Origin of the sequence: Gluconacetobacter brunescens, from assembly GCF_048695475.1 — a bacterium.
Taxonomy (GTDB): Bacteria; Pseudomonadota; Alphaproteobacteria; order Acetobacterales; family Acetobacteraceae; genus Gluconacetobacter.
In genome coordinates, this window is record NZ_JBLHEN010000001.1 from 2,651,003 (window position 1) to 2,675,484 (window position 24,482).

Sequence of the window (24,482 nt, forward strand, 5' to 3'; positions counted from 1 at the left end):
TTATGCCGAGATCGGCAGGGGGGCGGATGGCGCGGCGGTCTCGGCCATGTCATGCAGTTGCCGGCCGAGTTCGGTCTTGAAAACGCTGTCGGCGATCGTGCGTAGCTGCGCGGCGTCGATGAAGCCCATGCGGAAGGCGACCTCGGCGGGCGAACCGACCAGCATGCCCTGGCGGGACTGGATGGTCTGCACGAACATCCCGGCCTGGAGCAGGGCATCGGGCACGCCGGCATCGAGCCAGGCGCAGCCCCGGCCGAGTCTTTCGACCTGGAGCGAGCCTTCCTCGAGATAGATCCGGTTCAGATCGGTGATTTCCAGCTCGCCCCGGGCGGAGGGGTGGATCTGGCGGGCGAAGCTGCTGACGCGGGCATCGTAGAAATACAGGCCGGTGACCGCCCATTGCGAGGCCGGGTGTGTGGGTTTCTCGACCAGCGCGCTGGCGCGGCCTTCGGCATCGAAACTCACCACGCCGTAGCGTTCGGGGTCGCGCACCTGGTAGGCGAACACCGTGGCCCCGCTGTCGCGCCTGGCCGCCCCTTGCAGCAGGGTGCCGAGATGATCGGCGAAGATCAGGTTGTCGCCCAGCGCCAGGGCGCAGGGGGCGCCGGCCAGCCAGTCCTCGGCGATCAGGAAGGCCTGGGCGATGCCGTCGGGACTGGGCTGGGCGCGGTAGCTGAAGCGTACGCCGTATTGTGTGCCGTCGCCCAGCAGGCGCTGGAACTGCGGCAGGTCGTCGGGGGTGGAGATGATCATGATGTCGCGGATGCCGGCCAGCATCAGCGTCGACAGCGGGTAATAGATCATCGGTTTGTCATAGACCGGCAGCAACTGCTTGCTGGTGGCCAGCGTCATGGGGTGCAGCCGCGTGCCTGATCCGCCGGCCAGCAGGATGCCTTTCATCGCGGTTTCGGTCGTGGGGTCGTTTGCCGCCGGGGAGTTCGCGCGATAGGGGTGCAGGTGTGACAGGTTGGTCATCGGGGTCGGTTCCGATCCTGGGGTGGTCATGGGGCGCGCCTTTCCTGATGGTTCGTGATGGTCCGTCGGGGGGTGGGGCGATTGCCGCGCCGGGGGCCTGCGCGCATAGTGATGATGGCAACAGGGATTTTTGCGTGCTCGCCGAACGATTGACCCATGACCTGGCCTGCGTCCTCGAACGCCCCGACCTGCGCGTGATCGCGGGGGGGCGGCGCATCGGGCTGGATACGGCGCTGGACCGGCCGTTCGTGGTGCGGGCCGATGGCATGGTCGTGCTGGGGGCGCCGTGCCTGCGGGTGCCGGCCTGTGCGCCGGTCGTGCTGCGGCATGCACTGGAACTGGCGCGCCTGATCGAGGCCGTGCCCGGTGACGGCGTGCTGGCCGGGCTGTGCGCGGCGCGCACCGCCGCCCTGTTCGCGGAACTGGATGGGCCGGGTGCGCCGCCGGGGCCGTGGTGGCATGCCGACATGGCCGCCGTCGCGCCGCCCGGTGCCGAGCGGCTGCGGCAGATCTGGGTCGAACTGGCGGCCTTGCAGCCGCCGGTTGCGCCGGAGTGCGTCGATGCGGGCGCATTCGCGCAGCTGGCTGTCCGGTTGGAGGCGCTGTGGCCGCTGCTGGGGCCGGCGGAGCAATTGATGGCCGAAGGCGGCGATGCCCGGCTGGCGATCGACCCGGCGACCGGGTTGAATCATTATGGATCGTCGCACCGGCCGCGCCCCTGGGCCGTGACCTATGCGTCCTCGACCGCGTCCTCGGTGTCCGAACGGGGTTTCGCGGGGGCCGAGGCGGCGCGCGTGCGGCTGGTGCAGGGCGGGCTGACGGGGGATGGGGCGCGGGTCCGGGCGGAGATGGTCGCGGAGGTCCGCCGCCGGATCGCGGCGCATTACGGGATGACCGGGGCCCAGGGCGTGGTGCTGGCGCCGTCGGGGACCGATTGCGAATTGTATGCCCTGGCCCTGGCGATGCTGGGTTCTGATGGACATCCGGTCAGCAACATCCTTCTCGCCCCCGAGGAAACCGGGAGTGGCGTACCGTTAGCGGCAAAAGGTTGCCATTTCGCGAATGACACCGCCCTGGGCGCGCAGGTGGCCAAGGGCGAGCTGATCGCTGGATTTCCGGCGGATACGCTGCTGCTGGCCGTGCCGTTGCGCCGGCCGGATGGGGCGTCGCGCGCGCCGGCCGAGATCGACCGGGATTGCATCGAACTGGCCCGCCGGGCCTGGCAGGCGGGGCGGCATGTGCTGCTGCACCGGCTGGACCTGTCCAAGACCGGGCTGCTGGCGCCGGGGCTGGAGATGCTGGACGGGCTGGCCGAGGCCGCCCGTGCCGAGGGCGCGCCGGCGCCCGACATCGTGGTGGATGCCTGCCAGGCGCGGCTGGACCCGGCGCGGGTGCGGGACTATCTGGACCGGGGCTGGATGGTGATGATCACCGGCTCCAAATTCTTTACCGGGCCGCCTTTCTGCGGGGCGTTGCTGCTGCCTGAGGGCGTGACGGCGCGGTTGCGGGATGGGGAGCTGCCGGCCGGGCTGGCGGAGTACTGCCATCGGGCCGCGTGGCCGGCGATGCCGGCGGCGCGGGGGCTGCCAGCGGGCGAGAATGTGGGGCTGATGCTGCGCTGGTATGCCGCGCTGGCGGAGATGACGGCGCTGCGGGAGGTGCCCCGGCCGGTGGTGCGGGCGCGGCTGGCGCGGTTTCTGACCGCGCTGGAAGCGGCGATCGACACCGACCCGGACTTGCGGCGGCTGGCGGTGCCGCATCCGGCGCGGCCGCCCCTGGCCGATGCGTGGGACGATCGCGGCACCATCCTGAGCTTTTTCGTGCGTGATCCGCTGGCTTCGTCCCCCTGTGGGGACGATTTCGTGCCGCTGGGGCTGGAGCCGGCGCGCGCGCTCTATCGATGGCTGAATGCCGATCTGTCGCGCGTGGTGCCGGCGGGGGCGGATCGGGCCCTGGCCGGGCAGTTGTGCCATGTCGGCCAGCCGGTGCCGCTGCCGCACCCGATGCTGCCCGGCGGGGTGGCGGGGGCGTTGCGGCTGTCGGCCGGGGCGCGGCTGGTTTCGGGCGAGCCGTCGCATGACGGGCTGGTGCCCGATCTGCGCATGGATCGGGAAATCGCCGATGCGCAGCGGGTTCTGGCCAAGATCGGGCTGATCCTGCGCTACTGGGAGATGCTGGCGGCGGCCGACCCGGTACAGACCTACGCGCCGCTTCCGGCTATGGATACCGGACCACCCGTTATCCTGCCCTGATTGGACCGGCTTGCATGAACCAGAATCACGGTCATTTCCTCGACACCCCCAAGCTGACGGATGGTGTCACCCGCTTCTGGCTGATCCGCCATGCGGTGGTCGAGGAAAATGCCCGCATGCGGGTGTATGGCACGCTGGATGTGCCGCTGTGCCCGGACAGTCTGGTCGCCCAGCGGGGCATGTACGAGGCGCTGGCCGCGCGGCTGCCGCAGAATGCGCTGTGGTTCACCTCGCCGCTGGGGCGGACGCAGCATACCGCGCGGACCATCCAGGAGGCCGGATATGGCGAGCGGGACTGGGCGGTGGAGCCCGGGTTTCTCGAACAGTCGCTGGGTGAATGGCACGGGTTGCGCCACCATGAGTTGCTGGACCAGTTGAAGCTGGCGCCGCATCTGTTCTGGTCGGTCTCGGCCTCGGAACGGCCGCCCGGCGGCGAGAGCATGCTGGATGTGTGCGCCCGCGTGGGCGAGACGATGGACCGCATGGCCGAGGCGCAGGAAGGCCGGAACATGGTCGTGGTGAGCCATGGCGGAGCGATCCGCGCGGCGCTGGCGCATGCGCTGCGCGTGCATGCCGATACGGCGCTGCATTTCTCGATCCAGAATCTTTCCCTGACGATCATCGAGCGCTTTCCCGAAGCGTGGCGCATCGTGGCCGTCAACGAATTGCCGGGCGTGTGAAAACCTGCCTGGAGATGCGCGCTGGCGGCGATCCGACGCGTGTTTCCTGTGCTTCGGTGCTTATGGCCGTTGAGGCCGCTCCGCTCCGATGCTCGGAGACACATGACGGGCGCGCCGCCTTGCGGCGCTCTCGCTCGCCAGCCCGAATGTCCGGGCAGGTTTTTTGAGGATTATTGCTGAAATGACCCGGTAGGGCGGCTTTGGCTAGTTCGGCCGCTGAACAGTGCATGGAGGACCCCGAACATGACGTCATCCGATCGCCAGAGCCTGCGCGGCACGGCTTTGCTGAACGATCCGTTCCTGAACCGTGGGACCGCCTTTTCCGCCGCCGAGCGTCGGGCGCTGGGGTTGGAGGGGTTGCTGCCGCCGCAGGTTGAGACGCTGGAGCGGCAGGCCGAGCGGGTGCTGGCGCATCTGGATGCCAAGCCGACCGATCTGGAGCGGTATATCTATCTCTCCGCGCTCGTCGATCGGAACGAGACGCTGTTTTACAAGGTGCTGATGTCGGACCCGGCGCGCTTCGTGCCGATCGTCTACGCGCCGACGCTGGGCGAGGTCTGCAAGTCGTTCAGCCATCTCTATCGCCGGCCCCGGGGCATGTATATCAGCCTGGACATGAAGGGGCGCATTGCCGAGGTGCTGCGCAACTGGCCGGTGCCCGATGTGCGCTTCCTGTGCGTGACGACGGGCGGGCGCATTCTGGGGCTGGGGGATATCGGGGCCAACGGCATGGGCATCCCGATCGGCAAGTTGCAGCTTTATACCGCCTGCGGCGCGGTGCCGCCGCATACCACGCTGCCGGTGCAGCTTGATATCGGCACCACCAATGCGGCGTTGCGGGCCGATCCGCTGTATCTGGGCCTGCGGCGCGAGCCGCCGCCGGAAGCGGAACTGGATGCGTTCGTCGAGGAATTCGTGACGGCGGTGCAGGCGGTGTTTCCGGCCTGCTGCATCCATTTCGAGGATTGGAAGGGCACGGACGCGATCCGGTACCTGGAGCGGTATCGCGAAAAGGTGCTGTGCTATAACGACGATATTCAGGGCACGGCATCGGTGACGCTGGCGGGACTGGTGACCGCGTTGCGGATCAAAGGCGAGCAGCTTTCGGACCAGACTTTCCTGTTCCTCGGCGCCGGGTCGTCGGCGCTGGGGACGTCTGACCTGCTGGTGACCGCGATGGAGGCCGAGGGGCTGACGACGGCGGAAGCGCGGGCGCGCATCGTCATGATGGATGTGAAGGGGCTGGTGGAGCCTTCGCGCACCGATCTGAGCGAGGCGCAGCTTCGTTATGCCCATGCAGCAGCACCCACGCGCGATCTGCTGGAGACGATCCGCCGCGTGCGGCCCAGCGTGCTGATCGGGGTTTCGACGGCCGGAGGGGCGTTTACTCAGCCGGTGGTGGAGTTGATGGCCGAGATCAATGCGCGGCCGATCATCTTTCCGCTGTCGATCCCGCGCCCGGAATGCACGGCGGAGCAGGCCTATGGGTGGTCGGACGGGCGGGCGCTGTATGCGGCCGGTATCCAGTTTCCGCAGGTGATGCGTGGGGATATGGTGTTCCGGCCCGGGCAGGCCAATAATTTCTATATCTTCCCTGGTCTGGGGCTGGCGGTTTATGCGACGCGGCCGCGTTTGATTACGGGTGGGCTGATCATTGAGGCCGCGCATGCGTTGGCCGATCAGGTTTCGCCTTCGGCGCAGGCGCGGGGGATGCTTTACCCGCCGCAGTCGCAGATTCTGGAAGTGGAGGTGACGTCGGCTTGCCGCTTGGCGGAGTATCTGTTCGCGAACGGGATGGCGACGGTGCCGCGTCCGGAGGATATCCGGGCCTGGATCGAGGGGATGTGCTACAGCCCGGAATATGGGGCGATTGAGCAGGTGGCGGGAGGCTGAGGATATAGCCTCTTTTGTATTTCTGGCCACGTATTTATAAAATATACAAATTGGGAATATTCTTGTGTACGGGACCATGATAAAGTAATTAGTGAAGCATTACAGAATTGCTCTTAATCCGGCCTTTCACAATGAAAGGGATAGACTGATTATTTGATATCTAGTGATGAAAAAACAAGGGTAATCCGTCTTAATTGTCTTACCAACGGAGTTCCAACCAACGACCGTGCTGGCGGTCTAGGTTCGTAATGTCGAATGGGAATTCGACGTGAAAAACAAAAAGCTGTGTATCTAGTAATGAAATCGAAGCTATTCGGGGTACGTTATCTGCCTGTTGGGTAACGCCCAGAAAGCCAAGGATTGGCTTCCTGGGTAGTCATTTCAAGAGGGGTATTTTCTCAAGATCATCCAATTTTTACATTATTAGCAAATTTTTCAAAATTTTCTTTCTGAAGATTGGCTATCGAATTGATGATTCCGACGAATCCTGGAACAGATTTTTGCACCGTCTCGTTTGATATTCGATTTCGAGAAAAGGCATTATCAAGATGGGAGCTTAATGAAAGAATTATGTCAACTATCGGGGACCAAATTTGCTCGGCCTGATCGGGGCTTAAATTCTTTGAAAAGTGAAGATCAGATTTGTTTGCAATAGGGCGTCCGAGTATAGTTTCCATGCATTGTGAAATAACGTAAGACACTAGGTATGTAGAGCCTTTTTTTGAAAGAAAATCAAAAGCCGCCGACTCTACAGAAGTAACAGAGTTTGCATCAGATTTTATTTTTTGAGAAAGTTGTATCTTCTTTTTTGTTATACAATCCAAAAGAGAATAGCAAAATACAATATGGCGTGCTGTAGTTCTGTCAGTAAATATTTGACGATAATTTTTCTCGTTGGTCCAAAGTTCTGATTTTTTGTCGTATGCAGTTACTGGATCTCCATGGAAAGCTGCCAGAGATTGCCCTACTGTATATGAGGGGAGGGTGAACTTGCTTCGTTTAATGGCATCGCTGGCCCCACCTCGCCGCCCGCCTTCGTAATCAGCATCCGGGATAGCGTCAAATTCTGTGCGTAGCCTATCCTGAATCAGATCGGTACTTCGGAAATCAGCAGCTTGCAACTTGTTCTGAGAATTGTTGAATCGAACAACATTTTCGACTATTTCTTCTCTGCTTGCTTTTACAAATCGTATTGATACTTGAAGATCTTCTGATATGCTTCCAGATATGCTTGAGAGAGATCCTGTCGTTTGGGCACCATTCACAATGGAAATTCCCGTTATCGAAAGATGTTGTTTTCCTCTTTTTTTGTATGTTTTGTAATCGAGTACAAGAGCGGTTATTCCATTATTGTAAACGTAAAAATTCTTAGGCTCGTCTCGCGCAGTGTTTTTTATGCCATTGTTAATGTTACTGTCGCTTTCTCGTGATCCTAGGTATCCTCGGAGATTTGCTGAAAATAAATCTGTTTTATATTTGTGGAATAGTGTGTTTAGCCACTGCCCCCTTACTGTTGTCATTAGTGACGACCAGTCTGTTCCTAAAACTTCGACAAATCCTGGGATGTCTGTTTCAATTACATCTGTAACAATTACGGTTCTCTCCGCTTGATTGTATATTTTTTCTATTTCTGCTCTACAAATTTCTTGGGCGAATATGCTAATTTCGGATCCTGTTTGATAAGAGCTTAAAGCGGAACGGGCGGTCTGTTCAACGGCTTGTAGTTCTGTAGTGACATTTTTTGATCCCGGTAAATTATGCACATACCAGATATAGAACTGCTTGATTTCTCCAGCTCGGATCGCAGATCGAAGTTCATCGGCTCGCCCCTTAAGGCTATCTGGCAACGCATCTATTGGTTGAGTAAGGAGCCAGGTTAGGGCTGTGTTCAGATCAGATGCTTTGTTGGCCGGAGCTGCTTGCTTCTGAGTTTTTGCAACGTAGCATTGAGCAATGACCGCGATTTCGCGTTCTTTATCAACGTATAGAACGTCACATTTCTTATCGTCGCCACCGCCGGTTATAGCTTCACTCGCAATTGTTCTAATATCATCTAAACCGAATCGTAAATTTAAAGCGAATACGCCAATACTATCATCTGTCAGCGCATAATTATCACGCATCACGGCAAAGGCATTTTCCCAGCCGCTTATGGTCGCTTTGCTCATATTTCCTCGCCAGACTATGCTTGGAGAATAAGACGCGACTAACATAGAGAATGCAAGAGGCGCTTTTACTAATTTGGATAAAGATTGGATTGTCAGAAATAATATGGAAATCGGAAAGGGTATTTTCTGATATTTGACTGGTTATCATTGTTAAATTTTTCGTGATTAAATGATCCTATTCAGGGTTCCAATTCTCCTTAAGGTCTCTGACGGAACAATCCGCCAGAGGCCAACGAATAAAAGTCTTTTTGCTTCTTTTTCTTCAGAAAAAGAAGGGTCTTTCTTCAACTCACCTTCGGCGGGCGGCTGTTGGCGGCGGCGACTTTGGTGCCCCATTTGACCAGGGTTTCGGTGCAGTCTGAACGGTCCAGGTCGCATTCGATCAGGGTGGGGCCGTTGGTGTTGGCTTTGGCCTGTTCGATGGCACCCGCCAGTTCGCCGGCGGTGGTGGCGCGGAGGCCGAGTCCGTGGCCGTCTTCGGCGTTGAAGGCGGCGATCAGGCCGGCGTAGTCCCAGTTCTTGATGTAGTTGTACGGGCCGTCATGGATCTTGATTTCGATGACGTAGCCGTGGTTGTTCACGAGGAAGATGATGATCGGCAGTTCGTAGCGCACCATTTGCGCGACTTCCTGCGCGGTGAGCTGGAATGAGCCGTCGCCGACCATCAGGACGTGGCGGCGGTCGGGGGCGGCCAGCGCGCCGCCGAGGGCGGCGGGGACGGACCAGCCGATGCTGCCCCACTGCATTTCACTTTCGACCTTGGCGCCGCCGGGCAGGTTCATGCGGACGGCGTTGAACCAGCTATCGCCGGTTTCGGCGGTGAGCGTGGTGTTGCTGTCGACCAGGGCGTTGATCTGGCGGGCCATTTCGTCGTTGGTCAGGCGGGCGTCGCGGGCCGCCGGGGCGATGGTGGGCAGGGGCTGGCGCGGGGTTTCGGCGGAGCCGGCGCGGCGGGGGGCGCGGGCGGTGAGGGCTTCGACATATTGGCGGATGGAGAAGCCTTCGAAGACGCGGCCGTTGACGGTGATGCCGTGCAGGTCGGCCAATAGCGTATTTTCGGGGTTGAGCGTGGCGCGCCAGCCGACGGTGGCGTAGTCGTTGAAGATCGGGCCGAGGCAGAGGATGCCGTCGGCGCCTTCGACGATCTCCTGCGCGCCGGGGGAACTGACTTCGCCCCAATAGACGCCGCGATAGGCGGGATGGTCTTCGGGGAAGAAGCCTTTGGCGGCGGCCATGACGGTGACGGCGCAGCCCATGCGGTCGGCGAGGGCGGGCAGCAGGTCGATGATGCCGGAGGCGCGCATGCGGCTGCCGACCAGCAGGACCACCTTGTCGCGGGCGTAGAGGAAGCGGCCGGTTTCCTCCAGCGCGGCTTCCAGGCTGGCCGGGTCGGCGGCGGGTTCGGACAGCAGGCTGCTGACGGGGCCGGGGGCGGCGCAGGCGGCGTTGGCGAGGTTGCAGGGGATTTCGATATAGGCGGGCTTGCGCTCGCGCAGGGCGGTGCGGATGGCGTGGTCGATCTGGTGGGGGGCGTTCTCGGCGGAGAAGATGACTTCGGTGGCGCAAGTGATGTGGCGCATCATTTCGGCCTGGTAGCCGTAATTGGTGTTGCCCAGCGTGTGGTGCAGCAGGTGGCCCGAGCCGTGATCGTTGGTGTTGGGGGCACCGGAGACGATGATGACCGGGACGTTCTCGGCGTAGGCGCTGCCGATGGCGTTCATGGCGGAGAGGGCGCCGACGCTGAAGGTCACGATCATGGCGGCGGCGCCGTTGGCGCGGCCGTAGCCCTCGGCGCTGTAGCCGCAATTCAGCTCGTTGCAGCTATAGATCTGTTTGGTCGAGCCTTCCGTCAGCAGCTCGTCGAGCAGGATCAGGTTGAAATCGCCGGCGACGGCGAAATGGTGCTTCAGGCCGATCTGGCCGAGGCGGGCGGAAAGATATTGGCCGACTGTGGTGGTCATGGTGATGACTCCCCCGGTGGTTTCCGGGGCGACCCGTTCGTCCCGGCTGCGTGGGGGAAGACTGGGAGCCGAAAATTCTTCTGTCCAATATATGCGAGCATCGTTATCCATATGTCTGAGATATGAATATTGAATTCCGCCATCTGCGCTACGTTGCCGCGATCGCCGAGCATGGCAGCTTCACGCATGCGGCACGGGCGCTGCATATGGAACAGCCGCCGCTGAGCCAGCAGATCCGCGCGCTGGAACAGGCGTTGGGGCTGAAGCTGTTCGTGCGTTCGCGGCAGGGGGCGGTGCCGACCGAGGCGGGGGCCGAACTGGTGAAGCGCGCCGGGATCCTGTTGCAGATGCGGCAGGAATTCGTGGATGTGGCGACCGGGCTGGCGCGCGGCGAGCGGGGGAGCCTGCGGGTGGGGCTGGCGGGGGCGGTGTCGCTGCTGCCGCTGATTCCGGCGGCGATCCGGCAGTTGCGGCTGGCGTTGCCGCATGCGGTGATCACGATGGAGGAAAGCAATACGCCCGCGCTGTGTGCGGCGCTGACGGAGCGGACGATCGACGTGGCGATTATTCGCCCGCCCGCGCCGGGTGGGGTGTTCACGATCGAGACATTGTTCGAGGAACCGACCCTGCTGGCCGTGCCGGTGGGCCATCCGGCGGCCGGTCAGGCGACGGTGGCGTTGCAGGATGTGGCGCGCGATCCGCTGATCCTGTTTCCGCGTGTGCTGGGGCCGGGCTTCTTCGATGCGATTCTGGCGGCGTGCCAGAATGCGGGCTTTACGCCGCAACTGGGGCAGGAGGCGCCGCAGATCACGGCCGCCGTGCCGCTGGTGGCGGCGGGGCTTGGGGTGTCGATCGTGCCGGCGTGTCTGGACCAGATCCATGCCGGTGGGGCGGTGTTCCGGCCTATTGCCGGCACCGCGCCGCGCGCCACGCTGGCCGTTGCGACGCGGCCCGAGCCGCCGACGCCGTTGCTGCGGCGGTTTGTGGAGACGTTGCGTGAGCAGGTGCGGGCGACGAAGTGATCTTCTTTTTCTGAAGAAAAAGAAGCAAAAAGACTTTTGTTCGTTCAGGACTGTTGTGCTGGCGACATACGATGTTCCTGAACGAATGGTTTCCAAAGGCGCCGCCTTTGGCGGGGTGTGGGGCGGAGCCCCGCATGGGTGCAATCGACATGAAATGCCATAGGTTCTGCCTGATCATGCTGCTGTCGCTCTGGCCCACGGGCGCATGGGCCGGGAGCGGGCGGGGCCTGCCGACGTCCGGGATGGTGGTGGCGCTGGTCTCGCGCGTGACGGGGTCCGATTTCTTTTCGAGCTATCGGATGGGGGCGGAGCGAACGGCGGCGGCGCTGGGCATGACGCTGCTGGTGATTCCGGCAGGCACGACCGAAGGGTCGCAGCGCGCGGCGGTGGAAAGGGCCATTGGGCTGAAGGCGCGGGGCGTTATTCTGAATGATGTCGTCGGGCCGGATGTCGATGCCGTTCTGGCGCCCGCGTTTCGGGTGGGGATGCCGGTGGTCTCCTTCGATTCCACGGAGACAGACCCTCGTGTGGTCCGGGTGGGGCAGGATGATGCGGCGATGGCGCGGCTGGTGGCGCGTCAGGCGCTCGTTGATCACAAGGGGGCCGCGCAGGTGCTGGTTGCCCATGTCACGGGCTTTCCGGAAACCGACCGGCGCTATGCGGCCTGGCAGGAAATCGTCGGCGGTGCGGGATGGCGGGGGCGGACGCTGGAGACGCCTTCCACGGGCGACGTGCGCCGGCAGGCGGAGGATGGAATTGCGCGGGCGATCCGGCGGGACCCGGCGGTGGATGTCGTTTATGCGCCGTGGGATCAGCTTGCTTATGGGGCGGTTGCGGCGTTGCGGAATATGGCGCCGGGTGCGGGCGAACGACGCGCTGTTTATGGCAGCGATATAACCGATCAGGTCATTCGTGAACTGGGGCGCAAGGGGACGCCCTGGGTGGCGACGGCGGGAACCAATCCGTCGGTTTTGGGGGCGGTCTGTGTTCGTACGCTGGCGTTGCGGCTGACGGGTGTGGCGGTGGGAACGCCGTTGGTTGTTGCGCCTGTGCTGTTGACCGCCGGGTTTGTGCAGGGGGCCGGGGTCCGGAGCATGGAAGATCTGGAACGGACGGTTCCCGCCTTTGCCCATAGCCCTGTTTCGGTGGCGGCGTGGATGCCGGATAGCGCGCGCTGATGTGCGGTGGATGGTTCTTCTAAGATGGGAGAGCCTTCGTCGGGGCGGGTACGGCTTTGGCGGGATGTGGCGTCTGGAACCTGCTGATTTCAAACGGGGTGATGACGTCGGCCAGCGTGTAGCGGTCCAGCACGTTGGTCATGGCCAGCGTTGCTTCGCCCAAGACGCCGCGTAGGCGGCAGGCTGGCATCAGCGTGCACTGGCCGCGCGGGTCGGCCTCCGGATTGTCGGCCATGCAGGCCAGGAGCGCCATGTCGTCTTCCATGTAGCGCACCACGGCGCCGATGGTGATGTCGGGAGCGGGGCGGGCGAGGCGGATGCCGCCATTGCGGCCCCGGATGGTGTCGATGAAACCGCCTATGCCGAGCCGGTGGATGATTTTGACCATGTGCGCTTCGGAAATTCCGTAGGCCTCCGCGATCTCGCGGATCGAGGACAGCCGCTCGGTCCTGATCCCCAGATAGATTAATGCGCGGAGCGCATAGTCGGTTTGCAGCGTCAGTTTCATGGTTCGGAAGATGCGCGCTCTTGACAGGTTTTCCAACGGGCTCGAAAAGGTGCATTAACAATATATCTTTAAGGATCACTTCATGTCCGCACCTCTCGACGAGGCAACCCGCGCGATCATTCGGGCGACCGTTCCGGCGCTGAAGGCGCATGGGGTCGCGATCACGACCGAGATGTACCAGCGCCTGCTGGCCCGGCCGGAAATCCGGGATCTCTTCAATCTCTCGCACCAGCGCGACGGCGAGCAGCCGCGCGCGCTGGCCCTGGCGGTGCTGGCCTATGCCGAGCATATCGACACTCTCGGCGCGCTGGGCGGCATGGTCGAGCGGATCGCCGGCAAGCATGTCGGCCTGAATATCCTGCCGGAGCATTATCCGTATGTGGCCGAGGCGCTGCTGGGGGCCATTGCCCATGTTCTGGGGGATGCGGCGACGCCCGCGATTCTGGAGGCGTGGGGGAAGGCCTACTCGTTCCTGGCGGATATTCTGATCGGTCGCGAGGCGCAGATTTACGGCGAACATGCGGCCGCGCCCGGCGGCTGGACGGGGTGGCGCGCGTTCCGCGTGCGGGCACGGCATCGGGAGACGCCGTCGATCGTCTCGTTCGAGCTGGTGCTGGTCGATGGCGGGCCGATCGCGCGGCACAAGGCCGGGCAGTATCTCAGCTTCAGGCTGGAGGTGCCGGGACATGGGGCGCAGCGGCGGAATTACAGCATCTCGTCGGTTCCCGGTGCGGATCATTACCGGATCAGCGTCCGCCGCGCGGAGGGGGGCGTGGTGTCGTTGTGGCTGCATGACAGCGTGCGGGAAGGGGCGGAGCTTCAGGTGGCCAATCCCGCGGGTGATTTCGTCCTCGATGAGTCGGGGAATGGTCCCGTCACGTTCCTGACGGCCGGTGTGGGGCTGACGCCTGCGATCGCGATGCTGGGCGAGCTCGCGCAAGCGGGGAGCGGGCGGGCGATCCGCTATGTGCATGGGGCGGAGACCGAGGACTCCGCGGCGTTTGTCGCCGATGTGGTGGAATTGGCCGCGCGTGGTGTGGTGACGGCGGATTTCTTCTATGCGCGCGAGAACGGCGTTGCGGTGGAGGGCGTGCCCGGCATTACGCGCCATGCGGGGCGGATCGGCACCGGCTGGCTGCGGGAAACGCTCGATCGGGCCGCGACTTATTATATCTGTGGTCCGGATTCGTTCATGAAGGACATGGTCGGTGTTCTGCGGGAGGAGAAACTTCCCGCCGCGCAGATCCGCTATGAATTCTTCGGATCGGCGGCTGATCCCGCACTGGTCATCTGATCCGTCCGGGAGGTGGGAAAGGGGGCATCGTGACAGGCAGTCATTTGCCCGATGTCCGGATACGGCGCGTCTATGAGGCGCCGGAGGCCGGGGATGGGGTGCGCGTGCTGGTGGATCGGCTATGGCCGCGCGGAATGCGCAAGGCGGATCTGCCCATGGATCTGTGGTTGAAGGATGCGGCGCCCAGTCCTGCCCTGCGGCGGTGGTTCGGGCATGATCCGGCCCGGTGGGCGGCGTTTCAGGAGCGGTATCGGCAGGAACTGGCGGCGGGAAACGCGGATATCGCGAAGCTGGTCGATCTGGCGCGGCACGGGACGCTCACGCTGCTGTATGCGGCCCATGATCAGGCGCACAATCATGCGCTGGTCCTGCGGGATTTTCTGCGCGGATGATCGTGGGGATGGCGGTCACGGGAAAATTCACCGATCGCGCGATGAAGCACATGGCATGCGCCTGATGGTGGAGGGCCATGGCTTTTGTTTCGTCCGAGGTCGCGGAAATTGTCACGCGGGGCCGCAGGGTGACCGAGGTGAATTGTCCCGCGCCGTCGGGTTCTTCGGTCATCTCGCCTTCGGCCGCGTCTTCATAGGCGGTGACGACGATGCTGGCCTGGGCGCAGAGGCCGAGAAACCATAATTTGTGACAGGCCGACAGCGAGGCGACCAGCAGTTCCTCGGGATTCCAGCGGGCGGGGTCGCCACGAAAGGCGGGGTCGGACGAGCCTGCGATCGTCGGCTTACCGGAGGCGGCGATATCGTGGGACCGGGCATAACCGCGACAGGTTTCGGTCCCGGTGCCGGTATTGCCGGTCCAGATCACCTTGACGGCGTAGCGGTGCGTCCTGTCGGCCATGTCCATTGCCAGGTCAGGGAGGTGCAGGAGGCGAGCCTCCTGCCGGGGTGCCGGGGCAGAGCCGCGGCATGGCCCGCCGTTGCCTCAGGCCTGCCGGTTCTCAAGCAGGCTGCGGCGGATGTGGCGACCGCGTTCGATACGGTCGACGATGAAGTCCTCGTCACCCCAGCGGATGGCGCGGGCCATGGCCTGGGCGTCTTCCATGAAGCGGGCCAGCATTTCCAGCAGCGCCTCGCGGTTGTTGAGGAAGATATCGCGCCACATCACCGGGTCGGACGCCGCGATGCGGGTGAAGTCGCGGAAGCCGGAGGCCGCGAAATCCAGCACTTCGGAACGGGTTTCGTCCGCCAGGTCGTCGGCGGTGCCGCAGATGGTGAAGGCGAGCAGGTGCGGCAGGTGGCTGACGATGGCGCAGACGCGGTCGTGATGGGCCGGGTCCATGATCCGGGTGCGGGCACCCAGGCGGTGCCACATGGTCTCGATCAGCGCGGTGGCCGCCGGGTCGGTGTCTTCCAGCGGTGTCAGCAGGCACCAGCGGTCGTCGAACAGGGTGGCGAAGCCGGCGTCGGGGCCCGAATATTCGGTGCCGGCCATCGGGTGGGCGGGCACGAAGGGGATGTCGGGCCGCAGCGCGGGAGCGATAGCGTTGATGATCGACTGCTTGGTCGATCCGACCTCGCTGAGGATCGCACCGGGTTTCATGGCCGGCAGGATCTGGGCGCCGACTGTGGCGATCGCGCCCACGGGCACGCAGAGAATGACGCAGTCGGCGTCGGCGGCGGCATGGACGGGATCGGCTTCCACCCGGTCGGCGATGCCGAGTTCCGCGACGCGCTGGCGGACGGCGGGGTCGATGTCGCAGGCCACCAGTTCGCGGGCGATCGTGCCGTCGCGTCGGGCGCGGCGCAGGATGGACGAGCCGATCAGGCCCGGGCCGATGACGACCAGCGTGTCGAACAGAGGGGCGGCGGGCAGGGCGGGATCGGTCGGTTGGTCGGTCATGGCGGGGGGCGGTCAGCGCGAGCGTTCGGAGGCGGGGTAGGCGCCGTCCTCGCGGGCGGCGTTCGCGCGGTTGCCGCGCAGGCGGCGCACCTCGGCGGCCTGCCACAGCAGCAGGACGGGAATGCCGATGACTAGGTCGCGGCCCCGGCGCAGCAGCGACAGGCCCAGCGAGATGGAGGGGTCGATCCCGAAGGCCGAGCCCAGCGCGATATAGGCGGCTTCCTGCACGCCCAGGCCGGCGGGCACCAGGAACGAGGCGGACATGATGCCGCAGGCCACGCCCTCGATCGCGATGGCGCCGCTGAGGCTCAGATGCGCGCCGAGGAAATAATAGCCGACCCAGATGGCGGCGGCGCTGCCGATCCAGGCGACCAGATGGGTCGCCGCGGCCTCGGCGATGCGGCCGGGATGGGACCAGACCTCATCCAGCTTCTCTTGCAGCGTGTCGGCGCTGCTGAGCATCGCGCTGTGCCATTGCGAGGCGATGTTGCGGCTCAGCCCGCGCGCCATGCGCTTGAGGATGGTGCCGCCATGCTGCTGGGTCCAGATGAAGCCGCCGATCCCCAGCGCCAGCAGCAGGGTGCCAATGATGACCGGCTTGGCGAACGGGCTGGATTGCTGGTGCGCGACCAGGAACACCACCGCGATCAGTACGAAGACGATCTGGCCGATGACTTCGGTCGTGAGATCGACGATGTTGGCGCTGGCGGCCTCCGGCCAGTCGATCGACCGGTCGCTGGAACCGGGCGAGGCGTCCTTGCCGGTGGCGCGGATACCGATCAGGATGCCGCCGAGCTGCGAGAAGGGCAGGCAGGTCGCCGCCGCGTCGCGGACCATGCGGGCCATCGTCAGATGGGCCAGCCCGATCTCGCGGCAGGCTGCGTGCCAGGCAACACCCAGGATTGCATCCACTGCAAGCTGGGCAAGGATGGTGGCGCCGAATCCGACGATGCCGATGGACAGGACCGCCTTCAGCACGGACCCCGCGCCGAGCCATGCGGTGCATCCGGTAATCAGGGCCAGTCCCAGGAAGGCCAGCAGGATCGTGAGTTTTTTCAAGGATTGACCGCACTTCGTCTGCCGCGCCATGGCCACTCCGCCGGGGAGGGTGCCGACGCATGGGTTGCGCCTGACTTACACCAGAGGAGGGTCTGGCGCCACCATGTGGTGTCGGGATAAATGGTGCCCCGCCTTCCGCCGTCCGGGCGGCCCTTCGGGGCCGTGCGGATGGGACCTTCCGGAGCATTTGATCGGATCATGACTGCCCCCACGCTTGTTACCGGCGCGACCGGATTCGTCGGTTCGGCCGTTGCCCGTACGCTGTTGCAGCGGGGACACAGCCTGCGGCTGATGGCCCGCAAAGGCGCCGACCTGAGCAATATCCGCGACCTGCCGGCCGAAATGGTCGAGGGCGATCTCTCCAACCCCGCGACCTTCACTGAAGCGGTGCGCGGCTGCCGCTATGTGTTCCACGTCGCTGCCGACTACCGGCTGTGGGTGCCCGACCCGGCGCCGATGATGACGGCGAACGTGGAGGGCACGCGGCGGCTGATGCTGGCGGCGCAGGACGCGGGGGTGGAGCGGATCGTCTATTGTTCGTCGGTGGCGGCGCTGGGGCTGATCGGTGACGGCACGGTGTCGGATGAGGCCACGCCGGTGCATGAACATGCGGTGATCGGCATCTACAAGCGGTCGAAATACCGGGCGGAGCAGGAAGTGCTGCGTCTGGTGCGCGAGCGCGGCCTGCCGGCGGTGATCGTGAATCCCTCGACGCCCGTGGGGCCTCGCGACATCAAGCCGACCCCGACCGGCCAGATGATCCTGGATTGCGCGGCGGGCAACATGCCGGCCTATGTCGATACGGGCGTGAATATCGTCCATGTCGATGACGTGGCAGAGGGCCATGTCCTGGCGCTGGAACGCGGCCGGATCGGCGAGAAATACATCCTGGGCAGCGAGAACCTGGCCCTGCACGACCTGTTCGCCATGACGTCGCGGATCGCGGGTGTGAAGCCGCCGCGCGTCAGCCTGCCGCAGGAGGTGATCTGGCCGGTGGCGGTGGTGTCGGAGTGGCTGTCGCGCGGGTTTGGCATCGCGCCGCGCGTGACGCGCGAAATGCTGGCCATGTCGCGAAAGAAGATGTTCTTCTCCTCCGACAAGGCCAAGCGGGAACTGGGCTATGCGCCGCGTCCGGCGGCTGACGCGGTGACGGATGCGGTGGCGTGGTTCCGCCAGAATGGCATGCTGAAATAAGACGGACGCCAAGACGATGGTCCTGTTGCTGACGGCGTGGCTCTGCGCCCTGGTCTGGCTGGTTTTGATCTGTTTTCATGGCCGTTTCTGGCAGGGGGGGCCGATCCTGGACCCGGTTCCCATTGCCGGGGACGATTGGCCGCCGGTCTGCATCGTCGTTCCGGCCCGCGACGAGGCCGGGTCGGTTCAGGCCTGCGTGGGGTCGCTGCTGGGGCAGTCCTACCCCGGCCCGCTATCGCTGGTTCTGGTGGACGATAACAGTACTGACGGTACTGGCCATCTGGCGCTGGCGGTGCCCGACCCGTTGTGCCGGCTGACCGTGGTGACCGGTCGCGAACGGCCCCCCGGATGGAGCGGCAAGCTGTGGGCGGTGGCGCAGGGCGTGGCGGAGGTGCGGCGCCAGTTGCCCGCCGATGCGGGATATGTGTTCCTGACCGACGCCGACATCACGCATGATCCGGCCCATATCGCGACCCTGGTGGCCAAGGCGCGGACCGACAGCCTGGACATGGTGTCGGAGATGGTCGAGCTGAACTGCGCCAGCGTGGCCGAACAGATGCTGGTGCCGGCCTTCGTCTTCTTCTTCGCGCTGCTCTACCCGTTCGCGCGGGTCAATGATCCGGGCAGCCGCGTCGCGGGGGCGGCGGGCGGGTCGATCCTGATCCATCGTGAGGCGCTGGCGCGCATCGGCGGCATCGAATCGCTGCGCGGTGCCCTGATCGACGATTGCACCCTGGCCACGCATGTGAAGCGCAGCGGGGGGCGGCTGTATCTGGGGCATAGCCGGCTGGCGCGCTCGATCCGGCCCTATCCGCACCCGGCCGATGTCTGGCGCATGGTCGCGCGGACCGCCTATGTGCAGTTGCGCTATTCGCCGCTGCTGTTGCTGGGCACCGTGCTGGGCATGGTGCTGGTCTGGATCGCGCCGATGCTGCTGGCGCTGTTCGGCCATGGATTGCCGCGCCTGCTGGGGGCGGTGGCCTGGATCGTCTCGATGGCGTCTTTCGTGCCGACGCTGCGGCGCTTCCGCCTTTCGCCGGCCTGGGCCCTGCTGTTGCCGCTGGTCGCACTGTTCTATACCGCCGCCACCATCGGGTCGGCCATCGACCATCATCGGGGGCGCGGCGTGGTGTGGAAAAGCCGCGCCTATCGCGAACCGAACGGGAACGCCCCGCCAAAATGACAGGACAGCATGTGAACGCGACCCAGAGCCAGCAGGATACCCTCCCGCGAACCGACCAGGATGTCTGGGGGACCGAGGACGTGTCGTCCGGCAAGGGGGCTTCCGACGAGAATTTTCCCGTCGGCTCGCTGCTGATCAGCCGGCGGCTGCGCCCGCATGTGCATGCCTATTATGATTTCGCGCGGGTGATCGACGATATCGTCGATAATGACCGGCTGACGCCCGAGGCCAAGATCGCGCGGCTGGATGCGATGGAAGATGTGGTGCGGGGTCGGCGCGAGGCCCCGCCGCGCCGCGACGCCCAGACGGCGGTGCGCGTCGGCCGGACGCTGGCCGTGACCGGGGTGCCGGTGGAAACCGCGACCGACCTGATCGTGGCCTTCCGCCAGGACGCGGTGAAGAGCCGGTATGAAACGTGGGAGGAGCTGGCCGATTACTGTCGGTATTCCGCCAATCCGGTCGGTCGTTTCCTGCTGGGGCTGCATGGCGAGAGCCCGGCCACCTTCGGCCGGTCGGACGCGCTGTGTACGTCCTTGCAGGTGCTGAACCATCTGCAGGATTGCGCGGACGATCTGCGCACGCTGGATCGCTGCTACCTGCCGCTGCCCTGGCTGGCGCGCGAGGGTGCGTCGGTGGACGATCTGCGGGCGGGCCATGCCTCGCCGGGGTTGCGGCGGGTGATGAATGCGTTGCTGGACCGCGTGGATGCACTGAATGACGAGGCCGGGCGCTTGCCGGGCCTGGTGCGCGACCGGCGCATGCGGCTGGAATGTGCCGTGATCGTCGGTCTGGCACGCCGCCTTGCCGCGCGGCTGCGGCGCCAGGACCCGCTGGCCGGCCGGGTGAAGCTGACGCGGGGTGATGCCGCCGGCGCGCTGATGGGCGCGCTGCGCGTGCTGCCTTGATGAACGGGATTTTGTCTTGGGCGGCAATCCGCCCTAAACCGCTGCTGCGGTGTGAACGGATGATGGAAGCGGGAAGGCGGGAATGGAATTGACGCGGGCACGCACGGTTCAGGCGCCTCCGCTGGGATGCGACCCGGCCGATCTGGCGCAGGTCGAGGCGGTGGTGAGCGCGTCGGGCACGTCGTTCGGCAAGGGCATGCGCATTCTGCCGCCCGATCGGCGCTACGGCATGTATGCGGTCTATGCCTTCTGCCGCCTGGTGGATGACGTGGCGGACGACGAGGGCGCCGTCGATGACAAGGAAGCGCGGCTGGAAGCCTGGCGGCAGCGGATTGCCGGCCTGTACGAAGGCCGGACCAATGATGCGCTGGACCGGGTTCTGGCGGTGGTGATTGCCCGGTTTTCACTGCGTCAGGCGGATTTCGACGCGGTGATCGACGGGATGATGATGGATGCGCGCGGCCCCGTCGTCGCTCCGGACGAGGCGACGTTCGACCTGTATTGCGACCGGGTGGCCTCGGCGGTGGGGCGGCTGTCGGTGCGGGTGTTCGGCGATGCGTCGGAGGATGCCGACCGCGTGGCGTATCATCTGGGCCGCGCCTTGCAGATCACCAATATCCTGCGCGACGTGGCCGAGGATTCGCGGCTTGGCCGGCTGTATTTGCCGCGCGAGCTGCTCACCCGCTTCAATGTGCCGCTCGACCCGGCGCGGGCGCCGCGCGCCCAGGGGCTGGAAGGCGTGTGCCGGGTGCTGGCGGGGCGTGCGCGCGACCATTTCCGCGCCGCGCATCGGGCGATGGCGCGATGCAACCGGCTGGCGATGCGGCCAGCCCGGCTGATGGGGGCGACCTACGGCGCCATCCTGACGGCGCAGGAGCGGCAGGGCTGGCGCCATCCGGAACGGCGGGTGTCGCTCTCGCGGCCGCGCAAGCTGCTGATCGCCGCCCGCGCCCTGGTCGGATAAGGCGATGGCGGGGCATGTCCATATCGTCGGCGGCGGCTTGGCCGGCCTGTCGGCTTCGGTCGAGCTGGCGGGCAGCGGTGGGCGGCTGACGGTCTATGAGGCCGGGCCGGCCTGTGGCGGGCGGGCGCGGTCCTATCACGACCGGCATCTGGGCTGCCGGATCGATAATGGCAACCATCTGCTGCTGTCGGCCAATGATGCGGTGTTCCGCTATCTGGGACTGATCGGCGCGGAGAAGACGCTGGTTGGTCCGGATCGGCCGATCTTTCCCTTCGTCGATCTGGGGGACCGCTCGCGCTGGACGCTGGATCTGTCGCGGGGGCTGATCCCGTTCTGGCTGCTGTCGAAGCACCGGCGGGTGCCGGGCATGCGCCTGGGCGAGATCCGGTCGCTCACCCGCCTGATGCAGGCGGGGCCGGAGCAGACGGTGGCGGAGTGCCTGCTGCCGGGCATGTTGTCGACCCGGCTGCTGGAGCCGTTTGCGATCTCGGCCCTGAACACGCTATGCGAGACCGGCAGCGCCGCGCTGCTGGGGGCGGTGATCCGCGAAAGCCTGGCCAAGGGCGGGCGGGCCTGCCTGCCGCGCTTCCCTGCCGTCGGCCTGTCGGAGAGCTTCGTCGATCCGGCGCTGGACCATCTGGCGCTGATGAAGGCGGAGGTGCGTACCGGGTGCCGCGTGTCGGGCATTATGGCCGCCGATGGCTGTGTTACCGGCCTGCGCCTGCCGGACGGCGAGGTGACGCTGGATGAAGACGATATTCTCGTCATGGCCGTCACGGCGCCGGTGGCGGCCGATCTGCTGGGTGGTGTGCTGCCCGGCCTGCGCGTGCCCGATGCGTTCGAGAGCATCGTCAACGTGCATTTCCGCCTCGATCCGGCGCCCGTGGCGCTTGGGGCGCTGGGCCGTGCCCGCTTTATCGGTGTCGTCGGCGGGATCAGCGAATGGGTGTTCGTCAAGGACGATATCCTGTCGGTGACCGTCAGTGCCGCCAACCGCTATGCCGACCGCGACAATGACGAACTGGCGGCCGTGATCTGGAACGAGGTTCGCGCGGCGGTGGGGCCGGCCCTGGCGCGCCCCCTCCCGCTGGACATGCCCCCCATGCGCATGGTGCGTGAACGGCGGGCGACCTTTGCCGCAACGCCGGCCCAGGAACGGCTGCGGCCGTCGGTGCGTACCGATCTGGGCAACCTGTTTCTGGCGGGGGACTGGACGGCGACGGGATTGCCCGCGACAATCGAAGGTGCGATCAGGTCCGGGGTGACTGCGGCCCATGCCGCCCGCGCCCCTCTCCGGCGATGAGCCAGCCGCCGGAATTGTGAATGGCTGGCATTTTGGACAGGTCCCGCCGATGGGGCGGGAGACAATGGAATGATGGTGAACGCGACCGATACCCTTGAACGTCCTTCCGCCGATGCAGCGGACCCGGTGGTGATCGAAATCGATCAGGCGGTCGATTCCGCCCATGCGGCGCTGGACCGCCGGCAGAACGATGACGGGCACTGGGTGTTCGAGCTTGAGGCCGATGCCACCATTCCGGCGGAATATGTCCTGCTGGAACATTACCTGGACCGGATCGAGCCGGATCTGGAAGCGCGGATCGGCGTCTATCTGCGGCGCATCCAGGGCGATCATGGCGGCTGGCCGCTCTATCATGGCGGCAAGTTCGATCTTTCGGCCACGGTGAAAGCCTATTTCGCGCTGAAGGCGATCGGCGACGATATCAACACGCCGCACATGGCGCGGGCGCGGGCGGCGATCCTGGACCATGGCGGGGCGGAGCGCAGCAACGTCTTCACCCGTTTCCAGTTGGCCCTGTTCGGCGAGGTGCCGTGGCATGCCACGCCGGCGATGCCGGTCGAGCTGATGTTGCTGCCCCGCAAGGCCTTTTTCTCGGTCTGGAACATGTCCTACTGGTCGCGGACGGTGATCGCGCCGCTGCTGGTGCTGGCGGCCCTGCGGCCGCGCGCGGTCAATCCGCGCGGCGTGCATGTGCCCGAACTGTTCGTGACCCCGCCCGACCGGGTGCGGGACTGGATCCGTGGCCCTTATCGCTCGCCGTTGGGGCGGGTGTTCAAATATGTGGACATGGTCGTCCGCCCCGGTGAGCGGCTGATCCCCGAGGCGACGCGCCGCCGTGCGATCAAGGCGGCGGTCGATTTCATCGAGCCGCGCTTGAACGGGGTGGATGGGCTGGGTGCGATCTATCCCGCCATGGCCAATTCCGTGATGATGTATCGCGCGCTGGGCGTGCCCGACAGCGACCCGCGCGCCGCGACGGCGTGGGAATCGGTGCGGCGCCTGCTGGTGGAACATGGGGACGAGGCCTATTGCCAGCCTTGCGTCTCGCCGATCTGGGATACCGGCCTGGCAGGCCATGCGATGATCGAGGCCGCGTCCGGCCCCGAGGGCATCCGCCCGGAAGAGACGAAGAAGAAGCTGGCCGACGCCGCGCAGTGGCTGCGGGACCGCCAGATCCTGAACGTGAAGGGTGACTGGGCGATCAACTGCCCCGATGTGGCCCCCGGTGGCTGGGCCTTCCAGTACAACAACGATTATTACCCCGACGTGGACGATACGGCGGTGGTCGGCATGTTGCTGCATCGCGAGGGTGACCCGGCTCATCGGGATGCGATCGAGCGCGCGCGCCAGTGGATCATTGGCATGCAGAGCACCAATGGCGGTTGGGGCGCGTTCGACATCGACAATAACAAGGACCTCCTGAACCATATTCCGTTCGCCGATCACGGCGCGCTGCTGGACCCGCCGACCGCCGACGTGACCGCGCGCTGCGTTTCGTTCCTCGCGCAACTCGGTCACCCCGAGGATCAGCCGGTGATCGAGCGGGCGATCGCCTATCTGCGTAACGATCAGGAGGCAGAGGGCTGCTGGTTCGGCCGCTGGGGCACCAATTACATCTACGGCACATGGTCGGTGCTGTGCGCGCTGAACGTCGCCGGTGTGTCGCATGACGATCCGGCCGTGGTGCGCGCGGTGGACTGGCTGCGCTCCGTCCAGCGCGAGGATGGCGGCTGGGGCGAGGATTGTGCCAGCTACGAAGGCGCCACGCCGGGCATCTATACCGAAAGCCTGCCGTCGCAGACCGCATGGGCGACGCTGGGCCTGATGGCCGCCGGCCTGCGCGACGACCCCGCCGTGGCGCGGGGCATGGCCTATCTGGCCCGCACCCAGAAGGAAGACGGCGAATGGGACGAAGAGCCGTATAACGCCGTCGGGTTCCCCAAGGTTTTCTATCTGCGCTACCACGGCTATCGGCAGTTTTTCCCGCTGATGGCGCTGGCGCGCTACCGCAACCTGGAATCCAGCAATACCCGCCGCGTCGCGTTCGGTTTCTGAGCGTGTCCGCACCTGACGTGCTGCCGGCCGCGCA

Annotated in this window: 20 protein-coding genes; 13 read left to right on the forward strand and 7 right to left on the reverse strand. The window is 64.9% G+C overall.

The window, feature by feature from the left end; all coding sequences use genetic code 11:
* Positions 1-900: a glucose-1-phosphate thymidylyltransferase RfbA gene (rfbA, locus tag ACMAUO_RS11870; protein WP_420357281.1), complete on the reverse strand. Its 900-nt coding sequence runs from the start codon at positions 898-900 to the stop codon at positions 1-3.
* 209 nt (positions 901-1,109) lie between these two features.
* Between rfbA and ACMAUO_RS11875 the strand changes: the two genes are divergently transcribed.
* The 3 genes from ACMAUO_RS11875 to ACMAUO_RS11885 all read left to right on the forward strand — a co-directional run bounded on the left by ACMAUO_RS11875 (position 1,110) and on the right by ACMAUO_RS11885 (position 5,800).
* Positions 1,110-3,227, forward strand: a complete 2,118-nt coding sequence (locus tag ACMAUO_RS11875) for a hypothetical protein (RefSeq protein WP_420357282.1) — start codon at positions 1,110-1,112, stop codon at positions 3,225-3,227.
* 14 nt (positions 3,228-3,241) lie between these two features.
* Positions 3,242-3,907: a histidine phosphatase family protein gene (locus ACMAUO_RS11880; RefSeq protein ID WP_420357072.1), complete on the forward strand. Its 666-nt coding sequence runs from the start codon at positions 3,242-3,244 to the stop codon at positions 3,905-3,907.
* A 243-nt stretch (positions 3,908-4,150) separates the two neighbouring features.
* On the forward strand, positions 4,151-5,800 hold the full coding sequence (locus ACMAUO_RS11885; RefSeq protein WP_420357073.1) for an NAD-dependent malic enzyme: 1,650 nt from the start codon (positions 4,151-4,153) through the stop codon (positions 5,798-5,800).
* Between the two features lie 404 nt (positions 5,801-6,204).
* Here the strand turns inward: ACMAUO_RS11885 and ACMAUO_RS11890 are convergent, their stop codons facing one another.
* A complete protein-coding gene (locus tag ACMAUO_RS11890) occupies positions 6,205-7,968 on the reverse strand; it encodes an AIPR family protein (protein WP_420357074.1) in 1,764 nt (587 codons plus the stop codon).
* A 284-nt stretch (positions 7,969-8,252) separates the two neighbouring features.
* On the reverse strand, positions 8,253-9,929 hold the full coding sequence (locus ACMAUO_RS11895; RefSeq protein WP_420357075.1) for an alpha-keto acid decarboxylase family protein: 1,677 nt from the start codon (positions 9,927-9,929) through the stop codon (positions 8,253-8,255).
* 122 nt (positions 9,930-10,051) lie between these two features.
* Here ACMAUO_RS11895 and ACMAUO_RS11900 point away from each other — a divergent pair, with 122 nt between their 5' ends.
* Together ACMAUO_RS11900 and ACMAUO_RS11905 are read left to right on the forward strand one after the other, a co-directional pair.
* Complete coding sequence (locus tag ACMAUO_RS11900) at positions 10,052-10,951, forward strand: LysR family transcriptional regulator (protein WP_420357076.1); 900 nt, start codon at positions 10,052-10,054, stop codon at positions 10,949-10,951.
* A 134-nt stretch (positions 10,952-11,085) separates the two neighbouring features.
* Entirely contained in the window at positions 11,086-12,129 is a 1,044-nt protein-coding gene (locus tag ACMAUO_RS11905) for a substrate-binding domain-containing protein (protein WP_420357077.1), read from the forward strand.
* Positions 12,130-12,148: 19 nt separating this feature from the next.
* On the opposite strand, the gene ACMAUO_RS11910 is transcribed toward ACMAUO_RS11905, so the two are convergent.
* On the reverse strand, positions 12,149-12,637 hold the full coding sequence (locus ACMAUO_RS11910; protein ID WP_420357078.1) for an Rrf2 family transcriptional regulator: 489 nt from the start codon (positions 12,635-12,637) through the stop codon (positions 12,149-12,151).
* Positions 12,638-12,719: 82 nt separating this feature from the next.
* Between ACMAUO_RS11910 and hmpA the strand changes: the two genes are divergently transcribed.
* Positions 12,720-13,931, forward strand: coding sequence for an NO-inducible flavohemoprotein (gene hmpA, locus ACMAUO_RS11915; RefSeq protein WP_420357079.1), 1,212 nt, complete (start codon positions 12,720-12,722; stop codon positions 13,929-13,931).
* 29 nt (positions 13,932-13,960) lie between these two features.
* Entirely contained in the window at positions 13,961-14,323 is a 363-nt protein-coding gene (locus ACMAUO_RS11920; RefSeq protein ID WP_420357080.1) for a DUF488 domain-containing protein, read from the forward strand.
* Here the strand turns inward: ACMAUO_RS11920 and ACMAUO_RS11925 are convergent.
* The 3 genes from ACMAUO_RS11925 to ACMAUO_RS11935 form a co-directional block, all read right to left on the reverse strand.
* Positions 14,250-14,783, reverse strand: coding sequence for an OsmC family protein (locus tag ACMAUO_RS11925; RefSeq protein WP_420357081.1), 534 nt, complete (start codon positions 14,781-14,783; stop codon positions 14,250-14,252). The genes ACMAUO_RS11920 and ACMAUO_RS11925 overlap by 74 nt on opposite strands.
* An 84-nt stretch (positions 14,784-14,867) precedes the next feature.
* The gene (locus ACMAUO_RS11930) at positions 14,868-15,785 is read right to left on the reverse strand and encodes a prephenate/arogenate dehydrogenase family protein (RefSeq protein WP_420357082.1); all 918 of its coding nucleotides are present in this window, start codon (positions 15,783-15,785) and stop codon (positions 14,868-14,870) included.
* Positions 15,786-15,797: 12 nt separating this feature from the next.
* Positions 15,798-16,844, reverse strand: coding sequence for a lysylphosphatidylglycerol synthase domain-containing protein (locus ACMAUO_RS11935; protein ID WP_420357083.1), 1,047 nt, complete (start codon positions 16,842-16,844; stop codon positions 15,798-15,800).
* Between the two features lie 198 nt (positions 16,845-17,042).
* Here ACMAUO_RS11935 and hpnA point away from each other — a divergent pair, with 198 nt between their 5' ends.
* The 6 genes from hpnA to shc all read left to right on the forward strand — a co-directional run bounded on the left by hpnA (position 17,043) and on the right by shc (position 24,448).
* Positions 17,043-18,038 carry a hopanoid-associated sugar epimerase gene (hpnA, locus tag ACMAUO_RS11940; protein WP_420357084.1) on the forward strand — a complete coding sequence of 332 codons (996 nt, stop codon included), beginning with the start codon at positions 17,043-17,045 and terminating at the stop codon, positions 18,036-18,038.
* A gap of 16 nt (positions 18,039-18,054) precedes the next feature.
* Positions 18,055-19,221, forward strand: a complete 1,167-nt coding sequence (locus tag ACMAUO_RS11945; protein ID WP_420357085.1) for a glycosyltransferase — start codon at positions 18,055-18,057, stop codon at positions 19,219-19,221.
* Positions 19,218-20,126 carry a squalene synthase HpnC gene (gene hpnC / locus ACMAUO_RS11950; RefSeq protein WP_420357086.1) on the forward strand — a complete coding sequence of 303 codons (909 nt, stop codon included), beginning with the start codon at positions 19,218-19,220 and terminating at the stop codon, positions 20,124-20,126. Before ACMAUO_RS11945 ends, hpnC begins: the two co-directional genes overlap by 4 nt.
* An 82-nt stretch (positions 20,127-20,208) precedes the next feature.
* Positions 20,209-21,090: a presqualene diphosphate synthase HpnD gene (gene hpnD, locus ACMAUO_RS11955; RefSeq protein WP_420357087.1), complete on the forward strand. Its 882-nt coding sequence runs from the start codon at positions 20,209-20,211 to the stop codon at positions 21,088-21,090.
* Between the two features lie 4 nt (positions 21,091-21,094).
* The gene (gene hpnE, locus ACMAUO_RS11960; protein ID WP_420357088.1) at positions 21,095-22,393 is read left to right on the forward strand and encodes a hydroxysqualene dehydroxylase HpnE; all 1,299 of its coding nucleotides are present in this window, start codon (positions 21,095-21,097) and stop codon (positions 22,391-22,393) included.
* A 69-nt stretch (positions 22,394-22,462) separates the two neighbouring features.
* Positions 22,463-24,448, forward strand: coding sequence for a squalene--hopene cyclase (gene shc, locus ACMAUO_RS11965; RefSeq protein WP_420357089.1), 1,986 nt, complete (start codon positions 22,463-22,465; stop codon positions 24,446-24,448).
* Positions 24,449-24,482 lie beyond the last annotated feature (34 nt).